Annotated in this window: 13 protein-coding genes; 1 reads left to right on the forward strand and 12 read right to left on the reverse strand. The window is 65.6% G+C overall.

Translation table 11 applies throughout. The annotated features are described in order from the left end of the window. Positions 1–19: 19 nt before the first annotated feature. Complete coding sequence (locus tag CLU86_RS10075) at positions 20–274, forward strand: DUF2789 family protein (RefSeq protein ID WP_099741520.1); 255 nt, start codon at positions 20–22, stop codon at positions 272–274. Positions 275–302: 28 nt separating this feature from the next. Here CLU86_RS10075 and CLU86_RS10080 read toward each other — a convergent pair whose 3' ends face one another. The 12 genes from CLU86_RS10080 to CLU86_RS10135 all read right to left on the reverse strand — a co-directional run bounded on the left by CLU86_RS10080 (position 303) and on the right by CLU86_RS10135 (position 14599). After that, positions 303–1178 carry an alpha/beta fold hydrolase gene (locus CLU86_RS10080; RefSeq protein WP_099741521.1) on the reverse strand — a complete coding sequence of 292 codons (876 nt, stop codon included), beginning with the start codon at positions 1176–1178 and terminating at the stop codon, positions 303–305. 69 nt (positions 1179–1247) lie between these two features. Then, on the reverse strand, positions 1248–3380 hold the full coding sequence (locus CLU86_RS10085; protein ID WP_099741522.1) for a D-(-)-3-hydroxybutyrate oligomer hydrolase: 2133 nt from the start codon (positions 3378–3380) through the stop codon (positions 1248–1250). Positions 3381–3468: 88 nt separating this feature from the next. After that, positions 3469–4542 (reverse strand): branched-chain amino acid ABC transporter permease, encoded by a 1074-nt coding sequence (locus tag CLU86_RS10090; protein ID WP_099741523.1) that lies wholly within the window; start codon positions 4540–4542, stop codon positions 3469–3471. 12 nt (positions 4543–4554) lie between these two features. Then, positions 4555–5538: a branched-chain amino acid ABC transporter permease gene (locus CLU86_RS10095; RefSeq protein WP_099743494.1), complete on the reverse strand. Its 984-nt coding sequence runs from the start codon at positions 5536–5538 to the stop codon at positions 4555–4557. 103 nt (positions 5539–5641) lie between these two features. Next, positions 5642–6373 carry an ABC transporter ATP-binding protein gene (locus CLU86_RS10100; RefSeq protein ID WP_099741524.1) on the reverse strand — a complete coding sequence of 244 codons (732 nt, stop codon included), beginning with the start codon at positions 6371–6373 and terminating at the stop codon, positions 5642–5644. Next, positions 6370–7146 (reverse strand): ABC transporter ATP-binding protein, encoded by a 777-nt coding sequence (locus tag CLU86_RS10105; RefSeq protein WP_099741525.1) that lies wholly within the window; start codon positions 7144–7146, stop codon positions 6370–6372. The genes CLU86_RS10100 and CLU86_RS10105 overlap by 4 nt, the downstream gene beginning before the upstream one ends. A gap of 162 nt (positions 7147–7308) precedes the next feature. Then, positions 7309–8523, reverse strand: coding sequence for a substrate-binding domain-containing protein (locus CLU86_RS10110; RefSeq protein ID WP_099741526.1), 1215 nt, complete (start codon positions 8521–8523; stop codon positions 7309–7311). A 169-nt stretch (positions 8524–8692) separates the two neighbouring features. Further along, positions 8693–10231 carry a sigma-54-dependent Fis family transcriptional regulator gene (locus CLU86_RS10115; RefSeq protein WP_099741527.1) on the reverse strand — a complete coding sequence of 513 codons (1539 nt, stop codon included), beginning with the start codon at positions 10229–10231 and terminating at the stop codon, positions 8693–8695. Between the two features lie 112 nt (positions 10232–10343). Beyond that, positions 10344–11105, reverse strand: a complete 762-nt coding sequence (locus CLU86_RS10120; RefSeq protein ID WP_099741528.1) for a DUF2325 domain-containing protein — start codon at positions 11103–11105, stop codon at positions 10344–10346. 405 nt (positions 11106–11510) lie between these two features. Next, positions 11511–13025 carry a tripartite tricarboxylate transporter permease gene (locus tag CLU86_RS10125; protein WP_099655936.1) on the reverse strand — a complete coding sequence of 505 codons (1515 nt, stop codon included), beginning with the start codon at positions 13023–13025 and terminating at the stop codon, positions 11511–11513. Between the two features lie 12 nt (positions 13026–13037). Next, positions 13038–13556 (reverse strand): tripartite tricarboxylate transporter TctB family protein, encoded by a 519-nt coding sequence (locus tag CLU86_RS10130; protein WP_099658698.1) that lies wholly within the window; start codon positions 13554–13556, stop codon positions 13038–13040. An 86-nt stretch (positions 13557–13642) separates the two neighbouring features. Next, positions 13643–14599 (reverse strand): tripartite tricarboxylate transporter substrate binding protein, encoded by a 957-nt coding sequence (locus CLU86_RS10135; protein ID WP_099655937.1) that lies wholly within the window; start codon positions 14597–14599, stop codon positions 13643–13645. Between the last annotated feature and the right edge of the window lie 95 nt (positions 14600–14694).

Here is a 14694-nt window from a genome sequence, read left to right on the forward strand (position 1 = left end):
TCAAAGATTGCGAACTTCCATGGAAACCGGAATCCACACCATGTCCGACCTGTTTGACCAATTGGGCCTGCCGTCGGACGAGGCATCAATGACCACCTTCATCGCCACGCACCGCACCACGGCAGTCAACTTCACGTTGCCCGACGTCGCCGTGTGGACGCCCGCGCAAGCCAAGTTTCTGCGCGAGGCGATTGCGGCCGACGCCGACTGGGCCATTCCGGCCGAGCAGCTGAGCCAGGCTTTGGGCTGCGGGCTTGGCGTGACCAGGGGCTAAACAGGTTGATGAGGGCCCAGAAGGCGGGCTACGGCCGACCTTCTGCACGCGCCAAAAACCCATCGACCAGCGCGTAGTGCGCAGGCACATTCAACGCGGGTGCATGCCCACAGCCAGGCACCTCCACCACCTGCAGCAGGCCCTTGGCGCCGGGGCCGCGGTGCTGCATCTCTGCCACCGTATCGGGCAGCACCAGGTCTGAATCAGCACCGCGCAGGCACAGCACCGGAATGTCCAGCCGGTCGTAGTGGTCCCAGATCAGGTAGTCGTTCTCATGGCGGGTGAACTGCTGCACCATGGCCGGGTCGTAGTGCGGGGTCACGCGGCCATCGGGCAGGCGGCGGGTCGATGTTTCGGTCAACCGACGCCACTGCGCATCGCTGAGCCAGCCGTAGGGCTGGTACACCTGACGGAAAAAAGCCTCCAGCTCGGCCACGGTGTCAAACGCGGGGGGCTGGCCCGCATAGGCCTTGATGCGCTCGAGCGCTGCATCGGCCAGGCGGGGGGCGTTGTCGTTGAGCAGCAGGCTGGCAATGCGGCCCCGCAAGCTGGGCTCAAACACCCCCGCAGCGCACACGGTGCCAATGGCCCCGCCCATCGAGGTGCCTACCCAGTGCGCGCGCTCAATGCCCAGCTGGTCAAACAGGTCGGCAGCGATGCGGGCGTAAAACGCCAGGCGGTACTCCTGCAGCGGCTGGCGGCTCCACTGACTCAGGCCCCGGCCGATGGTGTCAGGGCAAATGACGCGGTAGCGGTCTGCCAGGTGCGCGGCCAGGTCGTCCATGTCGCGCCCGGTGCGCGCCAGGCCATGCCATGCGATCACCACCGGGGCGTCGGGCCTGCCCCATTCGGTGTAGTGGATTTCGTAGCCAGCGCAGGTGGCGTAGCGGGAGATGGGAGACATGGTGATGGCCTGTGAAACGGGACAAACTGCAGGGCACGGCCCTGCTGGGGCCGTGCCCTGCGTGGGCGCCTAGTCGGGGATGGCGATGGCCCCCGCCGTGATGGCAATGGCATCACCGGCGAGCGGTGTGGTCGCCATAGGAGGCAAGTTGGCAGTGGTGATGGCCGGGGCGCTGCCGGGCGTGCCGCCGCGTGGCACCGTGCGCACCACCTGGCTGGCGGGCAGTGTTTTGCCGCTGGCCAAGTGGTCGTACATGGCGTCCAGGGCGCGGTTCAAGTACACGTGCAGGGGCACATAGCGGGTGTCGTAGCCAGGCAGCACGGTGGGCAGGCCGATGAAGCTGTCGAAGTGCTGGGCGTTGGTCACCTCCACATAGCGCAGCTTGCTGGCACTGCCCTCCACCTTGCGGTTGAGGGCGGCGTAAGGCCGCGACGTGTGGCTGACGGGCAGCAGCGCATCGGCGCGGCCGTGCACGATGATGGCGGGCTTGCCGCGCAGGTTGCCGTTGCGGCGGGTTTCGTCCACCCCGGCTTGCAGTTTTTGCGCGGCGGCATCGGTGCCGGTGACCAGGTTGCGCAGGCACAGCGCACCGGCGGTGTTCCAGTCGGCCAAGCCGCTGGCAGACACCGACAAGAAGTCGCGCCCAGCCCCCAGCTTGCCGTTGTTGTTGATGAGCTGCACCCCACTGGAAGGCGGCACCCCATTGCCCGTGGCAAACATGCCCGCCAGCGCTGCGGGCGCCAGCGGCCCCACGGCGCCAGTGGATGTGGTGGCGGCATAGCTGTAGCCGCACAGGTGATCCTTGACGCTGGCGCGCGAGAGCGCGTTGGCAAAGGTGACCGCCACAGCCGGCGCCACTTCAAACGCAGCCAGGGATGCGTGCAAGTCGCTCGACTCGGCCTCCCACCCATAGTCGCGCAGCTTTTGCAGGGCCTGCTCTGCCTGCGCGGCAGGGGTGCTGCCCGTGAGCAAACCCGCTGCCACCAGGGCCGAGCAGCGGTTGGGCGCAATGGGCAGGGCGCTGGCCGCAAAGCCCGCGCCAAAGGCAACTGCATAGGGCGAGCTGCTGATGGAAGGCGCCAGCGCCGCGCAGGATTGATAGAGATTGGCATAGGTGGTGAAGTCCACCAGCGTCTTGCCAGTCACGGCCACGGCGCTGCTGCCGCGCTGCACCGTCACACCGGGGTTGGCGGGCAGCTCCACGGCGGGCTCAGACACCGCCACGCCGCTGATCAGGCCCTGGGTGTCTTGCTCTGCCGCCGCAATGGCCGCGCCGCCGCCGTTGGAGATGCTGGACGCGATGACGATGGTGTTGGCGGGGGTGAGCGTCTTGAGACGCTGGCCGTTGTCCAGCGCGCCAAAGCGCTCGTTGAGCACGTAGTAGGCAAACTCCACCGCCTGCAGCGTGCTGCGGCCCCAGTCTTTCTCGGGGTTTTGGCCCGAGTGGGCGTGCTTGAAGGCAAAGCGGTTGGGTGTGGCGGCGTTGAAGGCGGCCAGTTCGCTGGCCGAGAGGCCCGCGTTGAACGCGGCGTTCTTGCCCGCCGCTGTGGCCGTGGCGCGGGTGCCATCGATCAGCGGCACGGTGTCGTTTTGCAGGTCGTGCGGGGCCGCACCTGTGCCCTTGTCTGAGTAGGCTACGGCGCAGCCGCGCTTGAGGCCCCACTCGCCCGTGCTGATGCCGCCATACACCCCACGCGAGCCCGATGCCGTGGCCGTGATGACGCAGGGCTTTTGCGGGTTGAAGCTGGCGGGCACCTGCACCATGAGGGTGACGTTCTGCCGCCCGCTGCCATCGTCGGCAAAGGCGATGTATTCGGTGCCCGCCACCTTGCCCTCGCTGGCGGTGATGTTGCCCTGCGCATCGACGTTGGGGCCATACAGGCTGCCGTAGCCACCTGCCGCCGTCATGTCGAGCAAGGCGCGGTAGTTGGTGTGGATGGTGGTGCGGCGCAGCTCGGCCGCCGTGGGCTTGAGGGGGTCGGCATACGCCGGGGCGGCCGCTGCGGCCAGGCCGGCTTTACCCAGGCCGGCGGTGAGCAAGTCGTCGGTGGTGCCGTCGTAAGCCGTGGCCTGAATGGCCCCCAGGTACGTGGGCTTGGTGTTGGGGCTGGCGTTGCTGCCATCTCCCCCACCGCCGCCGCAGGCGGCCAACACAGCAGCGGCCACGGCCGCAGGCAGGAACGGGCGAACACAGGTTTTCATGCGCTTGTCTCCAGGGTTGGTTTTTGTTGCACGACCATCACACCGATTCAAGAAGTCATGGAGCTGCGAAGTCAGAAACTCCGCACCCTTATCCCGGCCTGTGCGCCGCCGCAGCGCGCAAGCGCCCCACCACGCCGGTGGGGAAGTAATAGACCGAAAGCACAAACAGCACGCCCAGCCACAGCAGCCAGCGGTCTGGCGAGAGCAAGGCGGCCAGCCAGGGCCAGCCCGCCGCAGCCTCGCTGCCTACGCGCAGCAGGTCTTGCAGATAGCTTTGCGCCACCAAAAACAATACGGCGCCAATGGCCGAGCCGTAGATGGTGCCCATGCCGCCGATGACGACGATGAGCAGGCAGTCCATCATGATTTCAAAGCTGAGCGAGGTGTCGGGCCCGTTGTAGCGCAGCCAGAGCGCCAGCATGCAGCCCGCCAGCGTGGCGAACAGGGCCGACAGCACGCTGGACGTGGTGCGGTAAACCACCACGCGGTAGCCAATGGCTTCGGCGCGAAACTCGTTCTCGCGGATGGCCTGCAGCACCCGCCCAAAGGGCGAGTTGACGATGCGCAGCAGCGCCAGCACCAACACCACGGCGGCCACAAACAGCAGGTAGTAGCAGATCAACCGGCCATCGATGGCCACGCCCAGAAACGGATCATCAAATGGCTCGAAGCTGGGCGACAGCACCTCGGGCACCTTGAAGGTCAGGCCATCTTCGCCCCCGGTGATGTCGGACAGCTGCGAGGCCAGCGTCTGGAAGGCCGCAGCCACGGCCAGCGTGATCATGGCGAAGAAGATGGCCCGCACCCGCAGCGAGAACAGCCCCACCGCCAGCGACAAGAGCAGCGACAGTAGCAGCGCCCCGCCCACGCCCACCAGCAGGGCCGACCAAGTAGGCCCCATGCGCGTGGTGGCCACGGCAATGCCATAGGCCCCAATGCCAAAGAACATGGTGTGCGCAAAGCTGACGATGCCGGTGTAGCCCAGCAGCAAGTCAAAGCTGGCCACCAGCACCACAAACACCAGCACCTTGGCCGCCACGTTCAGCGCCTTGACGCCCGGGAATAAAAACGGCGCCAACGCCAGACCCAACAGCACGGCCAGCAAGATGGCTGCCAGCACCTTGCTGCGGGGATAGTCGCCAGAGAGAAGTCGGTTCAACATGCTTGCGGCTCCTCAACGGTTCGTGACCGGGTACACGCCTTGGGGGCGCCACAGCAGGATGGCGACCATGAGCGCGATGTTGGAAAACAGCGCCACCTTGGGGGCCAGAAAGCCGGTGTAATTGGCCATGAGGCCCACCAGCAACGCGCCAATGAGCGCCCCGCCCGTGCTGCCCAAGCCGCCGATGATGATGACGATGAAGATCAGCACGTTGACCTGCGCGCCCATCTGCGGCACCACGCTTTGCTGGTACAGCCCCCACATCACGCCGCCCAGCCCCGCCAGGGCCGAGCCCACCACAAACACGGCCACAAACAGGCGGCGAATGCGGTAGCCCAGGCTTTCGACCATCTCGCGGTCTTGCACACCCGCGCGGATGAGCAGGCCGACCTTGGTGCGCGACAGCGTCCACGCCAGCACGCCAAACACCACCAAGCCCACGGCCACGGCGACGAGGCGGTATTTTTCGATGGCGGCATCGCCCAGCAGCAGCGAGCCGCGCATGCCGCCCGGCAGCGGCAGCGGGATTTGCTGCGGGCCCCAGATGACCTTGATGAGTTCCTCGCCAATGATCATGCCGCCCATGGTGATGAGGATTTGCTTAAGGTGCTGGCCATACACGGGCCGCACGATGAAGCGCTCAAACGCCAGGCCCAGCGCGCCCGCCACTGCCATGGCCACCAGCATGGCGGGCAGCACCGCCACCATGTTGCGCCACAGCTGGTCAGAGCCCGTCCAGTCGCCCATCGCGCCCAGCACGCTGGTGGCCACAAAAGCGCCCAGCGCAATGAACACGCCGTGGCCAAAGTTGAGCACGTCCATCAGGCCGAACACCAGCGTGAGACCCGAGGCGATGATGAAGATGATCATGCCCATGGCCAGCCCCGCCACCGTGAGCGTGAGCCAGGTGCTGGGCGATCCCACCAGCGGCAGCGTGATGAGCGCAAGCAGTGGCACCAGGGCCAGGGGCTTCCAGTCGAAATCGCTGGCAGTCATGCGGGCGGTCATTCGTGGCCTCCGGGTTGGGTTTGATTCACTATTCTTTTGATAGCTGCTTGCGCTTTATCCATAGGCGCTAGAGGCATATTTCGCTTGTAATTCATAGCGACAGCCCCAGCAGCGATTGCTGCAATGCCTCGTCCGCCGCCAGCGCGGCCATACTGCCCGCGTGCACCACGCGGCCGTTGTCCATCACCGCCACGGTGTCGCCCAGGCGTTTGGCAAAGTGGATGTTCTGCTCGACCAGCAGAATGGTGACGCCGCTCTTTTTGAGCTGGTCGAACGCCTCGATCATGTTGTTGATGATGGCGGGGGCCAGGCCCTTGCTGGGCTCGTCCACGATGAGCAGGTCGCGCGGCTCGATGATGGCGCGAGCCACGGCCACCATCTGCTTTTGTCCGCCGCTGAGCTTGCCAGCGGGGTGGTTCCAGAACTTCTCCACGGCCGGGAACAACCGGAAGATCCATTGCAGGCGGGCTGCATCCATCTGCGCTGCGTTGCTGGCCTTGCGTGCGGCCAGCAGCAGGTTTTCCTTCACCGTCAGGTCGGCAAAGATGCCCATGTTCTCGGGCACGTAGGCAATGTTGAGCCCCGCAATCTGCGGTGTGTGCAGGCGGGTGATGTCGCGCCCGTTGAAGTGGATGCTGCCCTGCGAGGCCTGCCACAGGCCCATGATGGTGCGCAGCGTGGTCGTCTTGCCCGCGCCGTTGCGGCCCAGCAGCATGGTGAGCTGGCCCTTGGGGATGGCCAGGTCCACGCCGTGCAGGATGTGGTACGCCCCGATGTGCGTGTGCACACCTTTCAACTCCAGGAGGTTGGCGGTGCTGCTCATGCGGCCTCCTTGTCGGCGTCCTTGCTGATGCCCAGGTACGCCTCCTGCACCACGGGCGAGGCGATCACCTCGGCCGGAGCGCCATCGGCCACCAGCGTGCCGTTGGTCAGCACAATGATGCGGTCGGCCAGCTCGCGCACCACGTCCATCTTGTGTTCCACCAGCAAGATGATCTTGGTCTTGTCTTTTTTGAGCTCGCGGATCAGGTTCAGGATCACCGGGGCCTCGTCGTGGCTCATGCCTGCGGTGGGCTCGTCGAACATGTAGACCTGCGGCTCCAGCGCCATCAGCAAGGCCACTTCCAGCTTGCGCTGGTCGCCGTGCGGCAGGCTGGCCACGGGGGTGTCGCGCCGCTCGAACAGGGCCACGCTGCGCAGGATGGATTCGGCCCGCTCGGTGAGCTGGCGGTGGTCGCTCCAGATGCTCCACAGGTTGAGCCCCCGGCGGTGCGAGCCGCCCTGCGTGGCCTGCACGGCCAGGCGCACGTTCTCCAGCACGCTCAGGCTGGGGAACAGGTTGGTGAGCTGGAATGCGCGCCCCAACCCAGCCCGGGTGCGAGCCGAGGGGCTGAGCGCCGTCAGGTCACGCCCGCCCAGTTGCACGCTGCCTGCACTGGCCTTGAGCTGGCCCGAGATGAGGTTGAAGTACGTGGTCTTGCCCGCGCCATTGGGGCCGACGATGGCGGTGAGCGTGCCCGGCGCAAAGGCACAGGTCACGCCATTGACCGCCACATGGCCGCCAAAGCGGATGGTCAGGTTGTGGGTTGCAAGCATGGAGGCAGCAGGTGGTGGAGTGGCAAACGACAGGCCAACACAAAAATCAGAGTCAAAACAGCCCCTGGCGCTTATTCGATAAGCGCAAGCAGCTATCAAAAAGTGAGCAGTAAACTGCGTACGGCGATCACCGCGCCCCACGCAGCCGCTGTTTCAGCGCAATCAGCGCTTGTTCCGGATGGGAACGTTCATCTCTTCGGGCTTGATCTCGCGCACCAGCTCGGGCACGCCCCAGGCAAAGGCCGGGTCCACCTTGATCTTGAAGTGGTACATGCTCTGCAGGGCTTGGTGGTCTTCCTTGCGGAAGGTCATCTTGCCCTTGGGCGTGTCAAAGCTCATGCCTTCCATGGTCTTGATCAGCTTGTTGGTGCTGGTCTCGCCGTTGGTGGCCTTGAGGGCGGTGACCAACGCCATGGCCGAGGTGAAGCCCCCGGCGGTGAAGAAGTCTGGCGGGGCCTTGAACTGCTTGTAGTGGGCCGAGACCAGCGCCTCGTTCACGGGGTTCTTGGGAATGCCGAAGTAGTAGTACGTGGCGCCTTCCATGCCCGGGAAAGCCTTGTAGCTGGCCATGGCGGGCAGGATGTTGCCGCCCGTGGCCACGTCAATGCCAAAGCGCTTGGACAGCTCTTGCGCAGCCAGCGCGGCATAGGGCGGCGTGCCCCCGGCCCAGATCACCATCACCACCTTGCGGCCGGGCTGGTCCTTGAGTTTGTCGACCACGCGCTGGATGCCGGCGGTGAAGTCGGTGGTGCTTTGCGGCAGGTATTCCTCGTGCACCAGCTTGGCGTTCTTGATGGCTTCCTTGAAGGCCTTCACGCCGTCGCGGCCAAAGGCATAGTCTTGCGCCAGCGTGACGATGGTGGTGCCCGCCTTGTCCACCGCCACAGCGTTGCTGATGGCGTCCTGGCTGCTGTTGCGGCCGGTGCGGAAGATGTACTTGTTCCACTTGTCGCCGGTGATGGCGTCGGCCACAGCGGGCTCCACCAGCAAGATCTTTTTGTATTCCTCAGCCACAGGCAGCAGCGCCAGCGCCACGCCGCTGGAGGTGGGGCCGACGGCAATGTCGGCCTTGTCGTCCGAGTAGGCCGAGGCCAGCAGACTCTTGCCCAGGTCGGGCTTGCCCTGGTCGTCTTTCTCGATCACCACAATCTTCTTGCCGCCCACCTGCATGGTGCCGCCGGTGGCGTAGTCCAGGCCCATCAGCAGGCCGGTCTGCGTCTGCTTGCCGTAGGCCTCCAGCGGGCCGGTTTTGCTGTAGATGTGGGCGATGCGGATTTCGCCCGACTGGGCCCAGGCGGGGGCGGCCAGGCTGGCCGCGAGAACGGTAACGGTAACGGTGGCAGCGGCAGCGGCAGTGACCAGGGTGCGGCGTTGCATGGCGGTTGTCTCCTGTGGTTATGCAGGCTGTAGTGCACATGGCGTGCCAGCGAGCGCGGCTTGCACAGGGGCGCGCAAGTGGTTGATTTGATTGGGCGCCGCACCAGAGCGGCCACAATCATTTCACCCATATGATCAATTTTCAGACAAATCAACGGCTGAAATTTAGTCAACTGTCTGTTTTTAGATCAGGGTTTTCCAGACGTTCATACAGCGTGGCCCGTGAGATGCCCAACTGCCGTGCGGTGGCCAGTTTGTTGCCGCCATTGGCCTTGAGCGTGACGGCAATGGCGCGGCGCTCCAGCTCTGCCACCTGCTCGGCCAGGGGGCGCAGGTAGCGGGCGTCGTCGTCGGACTCCAGCGCGGTGGCGCTGCTCAGCTCGGCCACGGGCGCCGGGGCGGCGGGCTCCACGCCCGCCTCACGCAGCACGCGGGCCAGTTGGGCGGCGTCGACGGTGCTGGAGTCGCTGCGCATCACCGCCTGCTCCAGCACGTTGCGCAGCTCGCGAATATTGCCGCGCCAGGGCTGGCCCGCCAGCAGGGCCAGGGCGTCGGGCTGCAGCTCGGGCGGCGGTGTGCCGTTGCGCAGGGCCAGGTCTTCGCCCAGGGATTCGACCAGCGCGGGGATGTCACTGCGCCGCACGCGCAGGGGCGGCACTCGCACCGGCAGCACATGCAGGCGGTAGAACAAGTCTTCTCGGAACTTGCCCTCGCGCACCAGCGCGGCCAGATCGCGCGAGGTGGCGGCGAGGATGCGCACATTGAAGGGCACGAGCTTGTTGCTGCCCAGCGGCTCGATCTCGCCCTCTTGCAGCGCCCGCAACAGCTTGGCCTGCAGGCTTTGCGGCATGTCGCCAATTTCGTCGAGGAACAGCGTGCCGCCATCGGCCAGCTTGAACTTGCCGTCGCGCCCCTTGCGGTCGGCACCGGTGTAGGCGCCGGGGGCCACGCCAAAGAATTCGGCTTCGAGCAGTGTGTCGGGCACGGCAGCGATGTTGACGCTGACAAAGGGGCCACTGGCGCGGCTCGATGCGGCATGGATGGCGTGGGCCAGCAGCTCCTTGCCCGTGCCCGTCTCGCCCAGCAGTAGCACCGGGCTGCTGGACTGCGCCGCGCGCCGTGCCTGGCGCTTGACCTCGGCCGCCGCAGGGCTCGAGCCAATGAAGCTGGCAAAGGTGTACTTGGCGCGGCGCTGCCCGTCGCCCAAGCCCGCCCCCACCAGCGTGCGGCTGCGCTGGCTGGCCAGCTCGCGCCGGGCGTCGTCCAGGTCGCGCTGCAGCAGCGCAAACTTGCTGATGAGGGGCTGCAGCGTGGTCTCGGGGTGGTCAAACAGCACGATGCCGATGGCACCGATCACGCGGTCGGCCTCGTCGCGCAGCGGAATGCGGCTGACCACGAAAGTGCCCGCATGGTTGGTGAGCAAATCCACCAGCACGGGCTGGCCGGTGGCCAGCACGCGGTGCATCTGGGTGTTGGGGATCACGTCCTCCACCATGCGGCCCACAAACTGGTCGACGGACGAAAACCCCAGGTCGGGCAGAAAGCGCAGGTAGCCCTCGTTGATCCACACAATGCGCCCGCTCAGGTCAATGAGCAGCATGCCCTGGCTGACGCTGGAAAACAGCTGGAACATGGAGCGCGCCGCCAGCTCCAGAATGCCTTGGGCATCGAGCGGCAGTGCGGGGGTGTCGTCTTTGAGCGGGGGCATGGGGCGATGGTAGCGCGGGGCCCGTGGGCCATTGCCATGCCGCGCATGGGATGGCCATGCGCTACCAAAAATATAGCTGCTAGCGCTTTATAGATAAGCGCCAGGGGCCTTTTTACTTATGAACCTGTTCCAAGACCTCGGCAGGGGTGGCCTTGGAATCGAGCGGGGTTTGCAGCGCTGCATGCGCCCCCGCGGGCAGGTCGCCGGGCTGCCCCCATCCCGGCACACCGCGCACGGCCCGCAGGCCCTGGGCCATGCGCAGCACCACCACGGGTTGCTGCAGCACATGCACACCAGGCGCCGGGCTGGCCTGGTCCACCAGAATGCAGGGCTTGCCCGTGCGACGGCAATGGTCTTGCACGCGCCAGTATTCGTCGTGGCTGATGCAGCCGGTCTGGCAGATCACCAGGTCTGCGGCGGCCAGGCTTTCGTCCAGATCAGGCTGCGCGGGCGCGGCGCTGTGGCTTGCTTGGGGCCGGCCTGCAAGGGTGGCTGCCGCTGCCGGGCTCGCCACGGGCGCATCGGCCAACAAGCCTGCCCCCTTCCCCCCGCCCGCCCCCACCACGGCTTGCAAACGCCAGCGCAAACATTCGCGTGAGAGCATGGCCACCCGCTCGGCCAGGGTGCGGATGTGCCGCGCCATCTCTTTGCGCCGGGGCAGGCCAGGTGGCTGGGCCTGCCGGGCCTCTTCCAGCGCTGCGCGGGCTTGCTCCAGCCGGGTGTCGCGCACGATGACGGCCGCGCGCAATCGCACCACTTCGCGCTGCAGCCGCTCCAGCTCGGCAGCCTGCGCGGCCATGGCGGCACTGCAACGGGTCTGCGCTTCGCCCAGTTGGCGGCACAGGGCCAGAAACTCTTGCGATAGTGAGTGCATGCGCCATCCTTGCAAATAAGAACGATTCGCATTTTAGGGTACAATCTGCGGCGTGAAAGCAAGTACCTGGTGGGAGGGCATCGGGGGACCACCCCCCGATGCCTGCTTGCGAAGCCAGCGTGATGGGGGTGGGTGGCCCGGTTCTCCTCCCACCCCGCAGCACCTTGGCTGTGCACTGCGGCTCAGCCCATAGGGCACATCCCCGCGCCTGCCCACTCGTACTGCATGTTTGCAAAGCGAATCGCGGGCCATTGCCCTGCTCTGCGCTGTACCCACGCGCACCCGCCCTATTCCCGTCCTTCTGCTACTTTGTCCGCGCCCATGAAAAAAGGGTGTGCAGACATCGCCGCACACCCTCAGGGGTCACTCGCCCGCTGCACCTGGGCAGCGGCAGTGAAAGGAAGGTCAGCCTGCGCTGGCCTCTACTGCCTGGATTTTTTTGGCCGCCCAGCGGCGCAGCAGGCGCGGCACGATCAGCACGGCCAGCACGATGACGATCAGCGTGACCGAGCCTGGGCGCTCCAGGAAAATCGTCCACTTGCCTTCGCCAATCGACACGGCGTTGCGCATTTGTGCCTCGGCCAAGGGGCCCAGGATCATGCCCACCACCACCGGCGCGGCCGGGAAGTCGTAGCGGCGCATCACCACGCCCAAGAGGCCAATCGCGTACAGCAGCACCAGGTCGAACGCGCTTTGGCGCATGCCGTACACACCCAGCGTGGAGAAGACCAAAATGCCCGCGTACAGGTACGACTTCGGGATGTTCAGCAGCTTGACCCACAGGCCCACCAGGGGCAGGTTCAGGATCAGCAGCATCACGTTGCCGATGTACATCGACGCGATCAGCGCCCATACCAGCGCACCGTTGGTGTCAAACAGCTGCGGGCCAGGCTGGATGCCGTAGTTCTGGAACGCGCCCAGCAAGATGGCCGTGGTGTTCGATGTGGGAATGCCCAGCGTGAGCAGCGGAATCAGCGTGGCCGTGATGGCCGCGTTGTTGGCAGCCTCGGGGCCTGCCACGCCTTCGATGGCGCCGGTGGTGCCAAACTCTTCCTTGTGCTTGCTCAGCTTCTTTTCTGCGGCGTAGCTCAGGAAGGTCGGGATCTCGCTGCCGCCCGCAGGCACGGTGCCAAAAGGAAAGCCAATGGCCGTGGCGCGCAGCCAGGCGGGCCAGGAGCGCTTCCACTCTTCCTTGGTCATGTGGGTGCTGGTCAGGCGGTTCTGGGTTTCGTCCGCCTTGCCTTCGTACATCACGTTGTACAGCGCCTCGCCCACGGCAAACAGGCCCACGGCAATCAGCACCACCTCGATGCCGTCCATCAGCTCAGGCACGCCACCGGTGTAGCGGGCCTGGCCTGTGATCTGGTCGATGCCGATGAGGCCCATGGCCAGGCCGACAAACAGTGCCACCATGCCGCGCAGCGTGCTCTTGCCCAGCACCGCGCTCACGGTGGTGAAGGCCAGCACCATCAGCATGAAGTATTCGGGGGGGCCCAGGCGGATGGCGTATTCGGCCACCAGGGGTGCGCAAAAGGTAACCAGGATGGTGGCGATGGTGCCCGCCACAAACGAGCCAATGGCTGCCGTGGCCAGCGCGGCGCCGGCGCGGCCATGCTTGGCCATCTTGTTGCCCTCCATGGCCGTGACCATGGAGCCCGCCTCACCCGGCGTGTTCAGCAGGATGGAGGTGGTGGAGCCGCCGTACATGGCGCCGTAGTAAATGCCGCCAAAGAAGATCATGGAGGCCGTGGCCTCGACCTTGACGGTGATGGGCAGCAGCATGGCCACGGCCACTGCGGGGCCAATGCCTGGCAACACCCCCACGGCGGTGCCGATGATGCAGCCCACAAAGGCCCACAGCAGGTTGATGGGAGTGGCAGCGGTGATGAACCCCTGCATCAAGAGATTGAGCGTATCCATAGCGTGCTGGCTTTACAGCCACCCCGTGTTTGTGAGGCCGGGCAGGTTGATGGCCAGCAATTGCGTAAACATCCAGTACACCGGCGCCGCTACGGCGATGCCAATGGCCGAGTCCTTGATCCAGGCCTGCAGGCGCAGGTCCAACTCGCCCTCCGAGCTTTTGAAGCCCCGCACCGACAGCACGAAGCACAAGGCGCAGCTCAGGATGAAGCCCAGGGTGGTGATGAGCAGTGCATTGAGCAGCAACCCGGCAGACACCCAGATGAAGCCCTTCCAGTGCGCCCGCTCGTCGCCCGAGCCGTCTTCCAGCTCGCGAAAGCCGCCGGTCTGCGCGTGCACCACGCACAGCACCCCGCAGATCAGCAGCACGATGGCCACCACCCAAGGAAAGAAGTTGGGCCCCACGCCACCGTAGCCCGCCTCTGAGCTGACAGAACTGGCCCCCCAGGCCAGCAACCCCGCCAACGCCACAATGCCTACGCCAATGAGGGTCTGCAACGGCTTGGAGCGCGATGAATGTTGTTGTGTCATGATTTTTTCCTTCGCACCAACTGGCACAGCGGCGCTGCGCCCGCCCCATCAGGACAGACGCAAAGCCGCTGCAGCCCTACCTCGCTTTAGATCATTCCGGACTTGGCCATCGTGGCGCGCAGGCTGGCAAACTCAGCGTCCACGAAGTTGGAGAACTCATCACCCGCCAGCCATGCCGGGGTCCAGCCGTTCTTGTCCATGGCGTCTTGCCAGGCCTTGTGCTTGAAGGTCTTGGCCAGGGCATCGATCAGGGCCTTGCGCTGCTCGGCCGTGATGCCAGGGGCGCCATACACGCCGCGCCAGTTGCCGATGTCCACGTTGATGCCTTGCTCCTTGAGCGTAGGCACATTGACGCCCTTGAGGCGGGTGGCCGATGTCACGCCCACAGCGCGCATCTTGCCCGCCGAGATGTACTCGGCAAACTCGCTGTAGCCGCTGCCGCCGACGGTGACGTTGCCACCCAGGATGGCGGCCGTTGCCTCGCCACCCCCACGGAAGGCCACGTAGTTGATCTTGGCGGGGTCCACGCCCACTTCACGCGCAATCATGGCGGCGGCGATGTGCTCGGTGGAGCCACGCGAGCCACCACCCCACTTCACGCTACCGGGATCTTTCTTGAGCTGCTCGACCACGTCCTTCATGGTCTTAAAGGGCGAGTTGGCAGGCAGCACGAACACGTTGTATTCACTGGTCAGGCGCGCCAGGGGGGTGACCTTGTCCAGGCCCACAGGTGGCTTGCCGGTGATGATGCCGCCCAGCATCACAGCGCCCATCACCATCAGGGCGTTCGGATCGCCCTTGCTGGAGTTGACGAACTGCGCCAGACCGATGGCGCCCGCAGCGCCGCCCTTGTTGTCATACGAGACCGAGGAGGCAGCGCCCGCCTCTTGCATGGACTTGCCCAGGGCACGGCCCGTGGTGTCCCAGCCGCCACCAGGGTTGGCGGGGATCATCATTTTCAAAGCGGCAGTCTGCGCCGACACTGGCAGGCTGCCAGCGGCGGCCAGGGCGGCCAAAGACTTGAGGAAAGTATCGCGACGCATCGGTGTCTCCTGGAACGGTTGGCGAATCTGTCGATGATGCGTGCTCTGCCTGTCAAAAGGCTGTCTGCGAACTCAGGGAAAACACCCATACGGCG

The sequence above is a fragment of the Acidovorax sp. 62 genome (genome assembly GCF_002754495.1).
Taxonomy (GTDB): domain Bacteria; phylum Pseudomonadota; class Gammaproteobacteria; order Burkholderiales; family Burkholderiaceae_C; genus Acidovorax.

Excerpts from the sequence above, each read along its gene's own strand:
- CLU86_RS10130 (WP_099658698.1), bottom strand. The coding sequence starts at position 13,556 with ATGACACAACAACATTCATCGCGCTCCAAGCCGTTGCAGACCCTCATT.
- CLU86_RS10100 (WP_099741524.1), bottom strand. The coding sequence starts at position 6,373 with ATGAGCAGCACCGCCAACCTCCTGGAGTTGAAAGGTGTGCACACGCAC.
- CLU86_RS10115 (WP_099741527.1), bottom strand. The coding sequence starts at position 10,231 with ATGCCCCCGCTCAAAGACGACACCCCCGCACTGCCGCTCGATGCCCAA.
- CLU86_RS10085 (WP_099741522.1), bottom strand. The coding sequence starts at position 3,380 with ATGAAAACCTGTGTTCGCCCGTTCCTGCCTGCGGCCGTGGCCGCTGCT.
- CLU86_RS10105 (WP_099741525.1), bottom strand. The coding sequence starts at position 7,146 with ATGCTTGCAACCCACAACCTGACCATCCGCTTTGGCGGCCATGTGGCG.
- CLU86_RS10110 (WP_099741526.1), bottom strand. The coding sequence starts at position 8,523 with ATGCAACGCCGCACCCTGGTCACTGCCGCTGCCGCTGCCACCGTTACC.
- CLU86_RS10075 (WP_099741520.1), top strand. The coding sequence starts at position 20 with ATGGAAACCGGAATCCACACCATGTCCGACCTGTTTGACCAATTGGGC.
- CLU86_RS10135 (WP_099655937.1), bottom strand. The coding sequence starts at position 14,599 with ATGCGTCGCGATACTTTCCTCAAGTCTTTGGCCGCCCTGGCCGCCGCT.
- CLU86_RS10120 (WP_099741528.1), bottom strand. The coding sequence starts at position 11,105 with ATGCACTCACTATCGCAAGAGTTTCTGGCCCTGTGCCGCCAACTGGGC.
- CLU86_RS10125 (WP_099655936.1), bottom strand. The coding sequence starts at position 13,025 with ATGGATACGCTCAATCTCTTGATGCAGGGGTTCATCACCGCTGCCACT.
- CLU86_RS10080 (WP_099741521.1), bottom strand. The coding sequence starts at position 1,178 with ATGTCTCCCATCTCCCGCTACGCCACCTGCGCTGGCTACGAAATCCAC.
- CLU86_RS10090 (WP_099741523.1), bottom strand. The coding sequence starts at position 4,542 with ATGTTGAACCGACTTCTCTCTGGCGACTATCCCCGCAGCAAGGTGCTG.
- CLU86_RS10095 (WP_099743494.1), bottom strand. The coding sequence starts at position 5,538 with ATGACTGCCAGCGATTTCGACTGGAAGCCCCTGGCCCTGGTGCCACTG.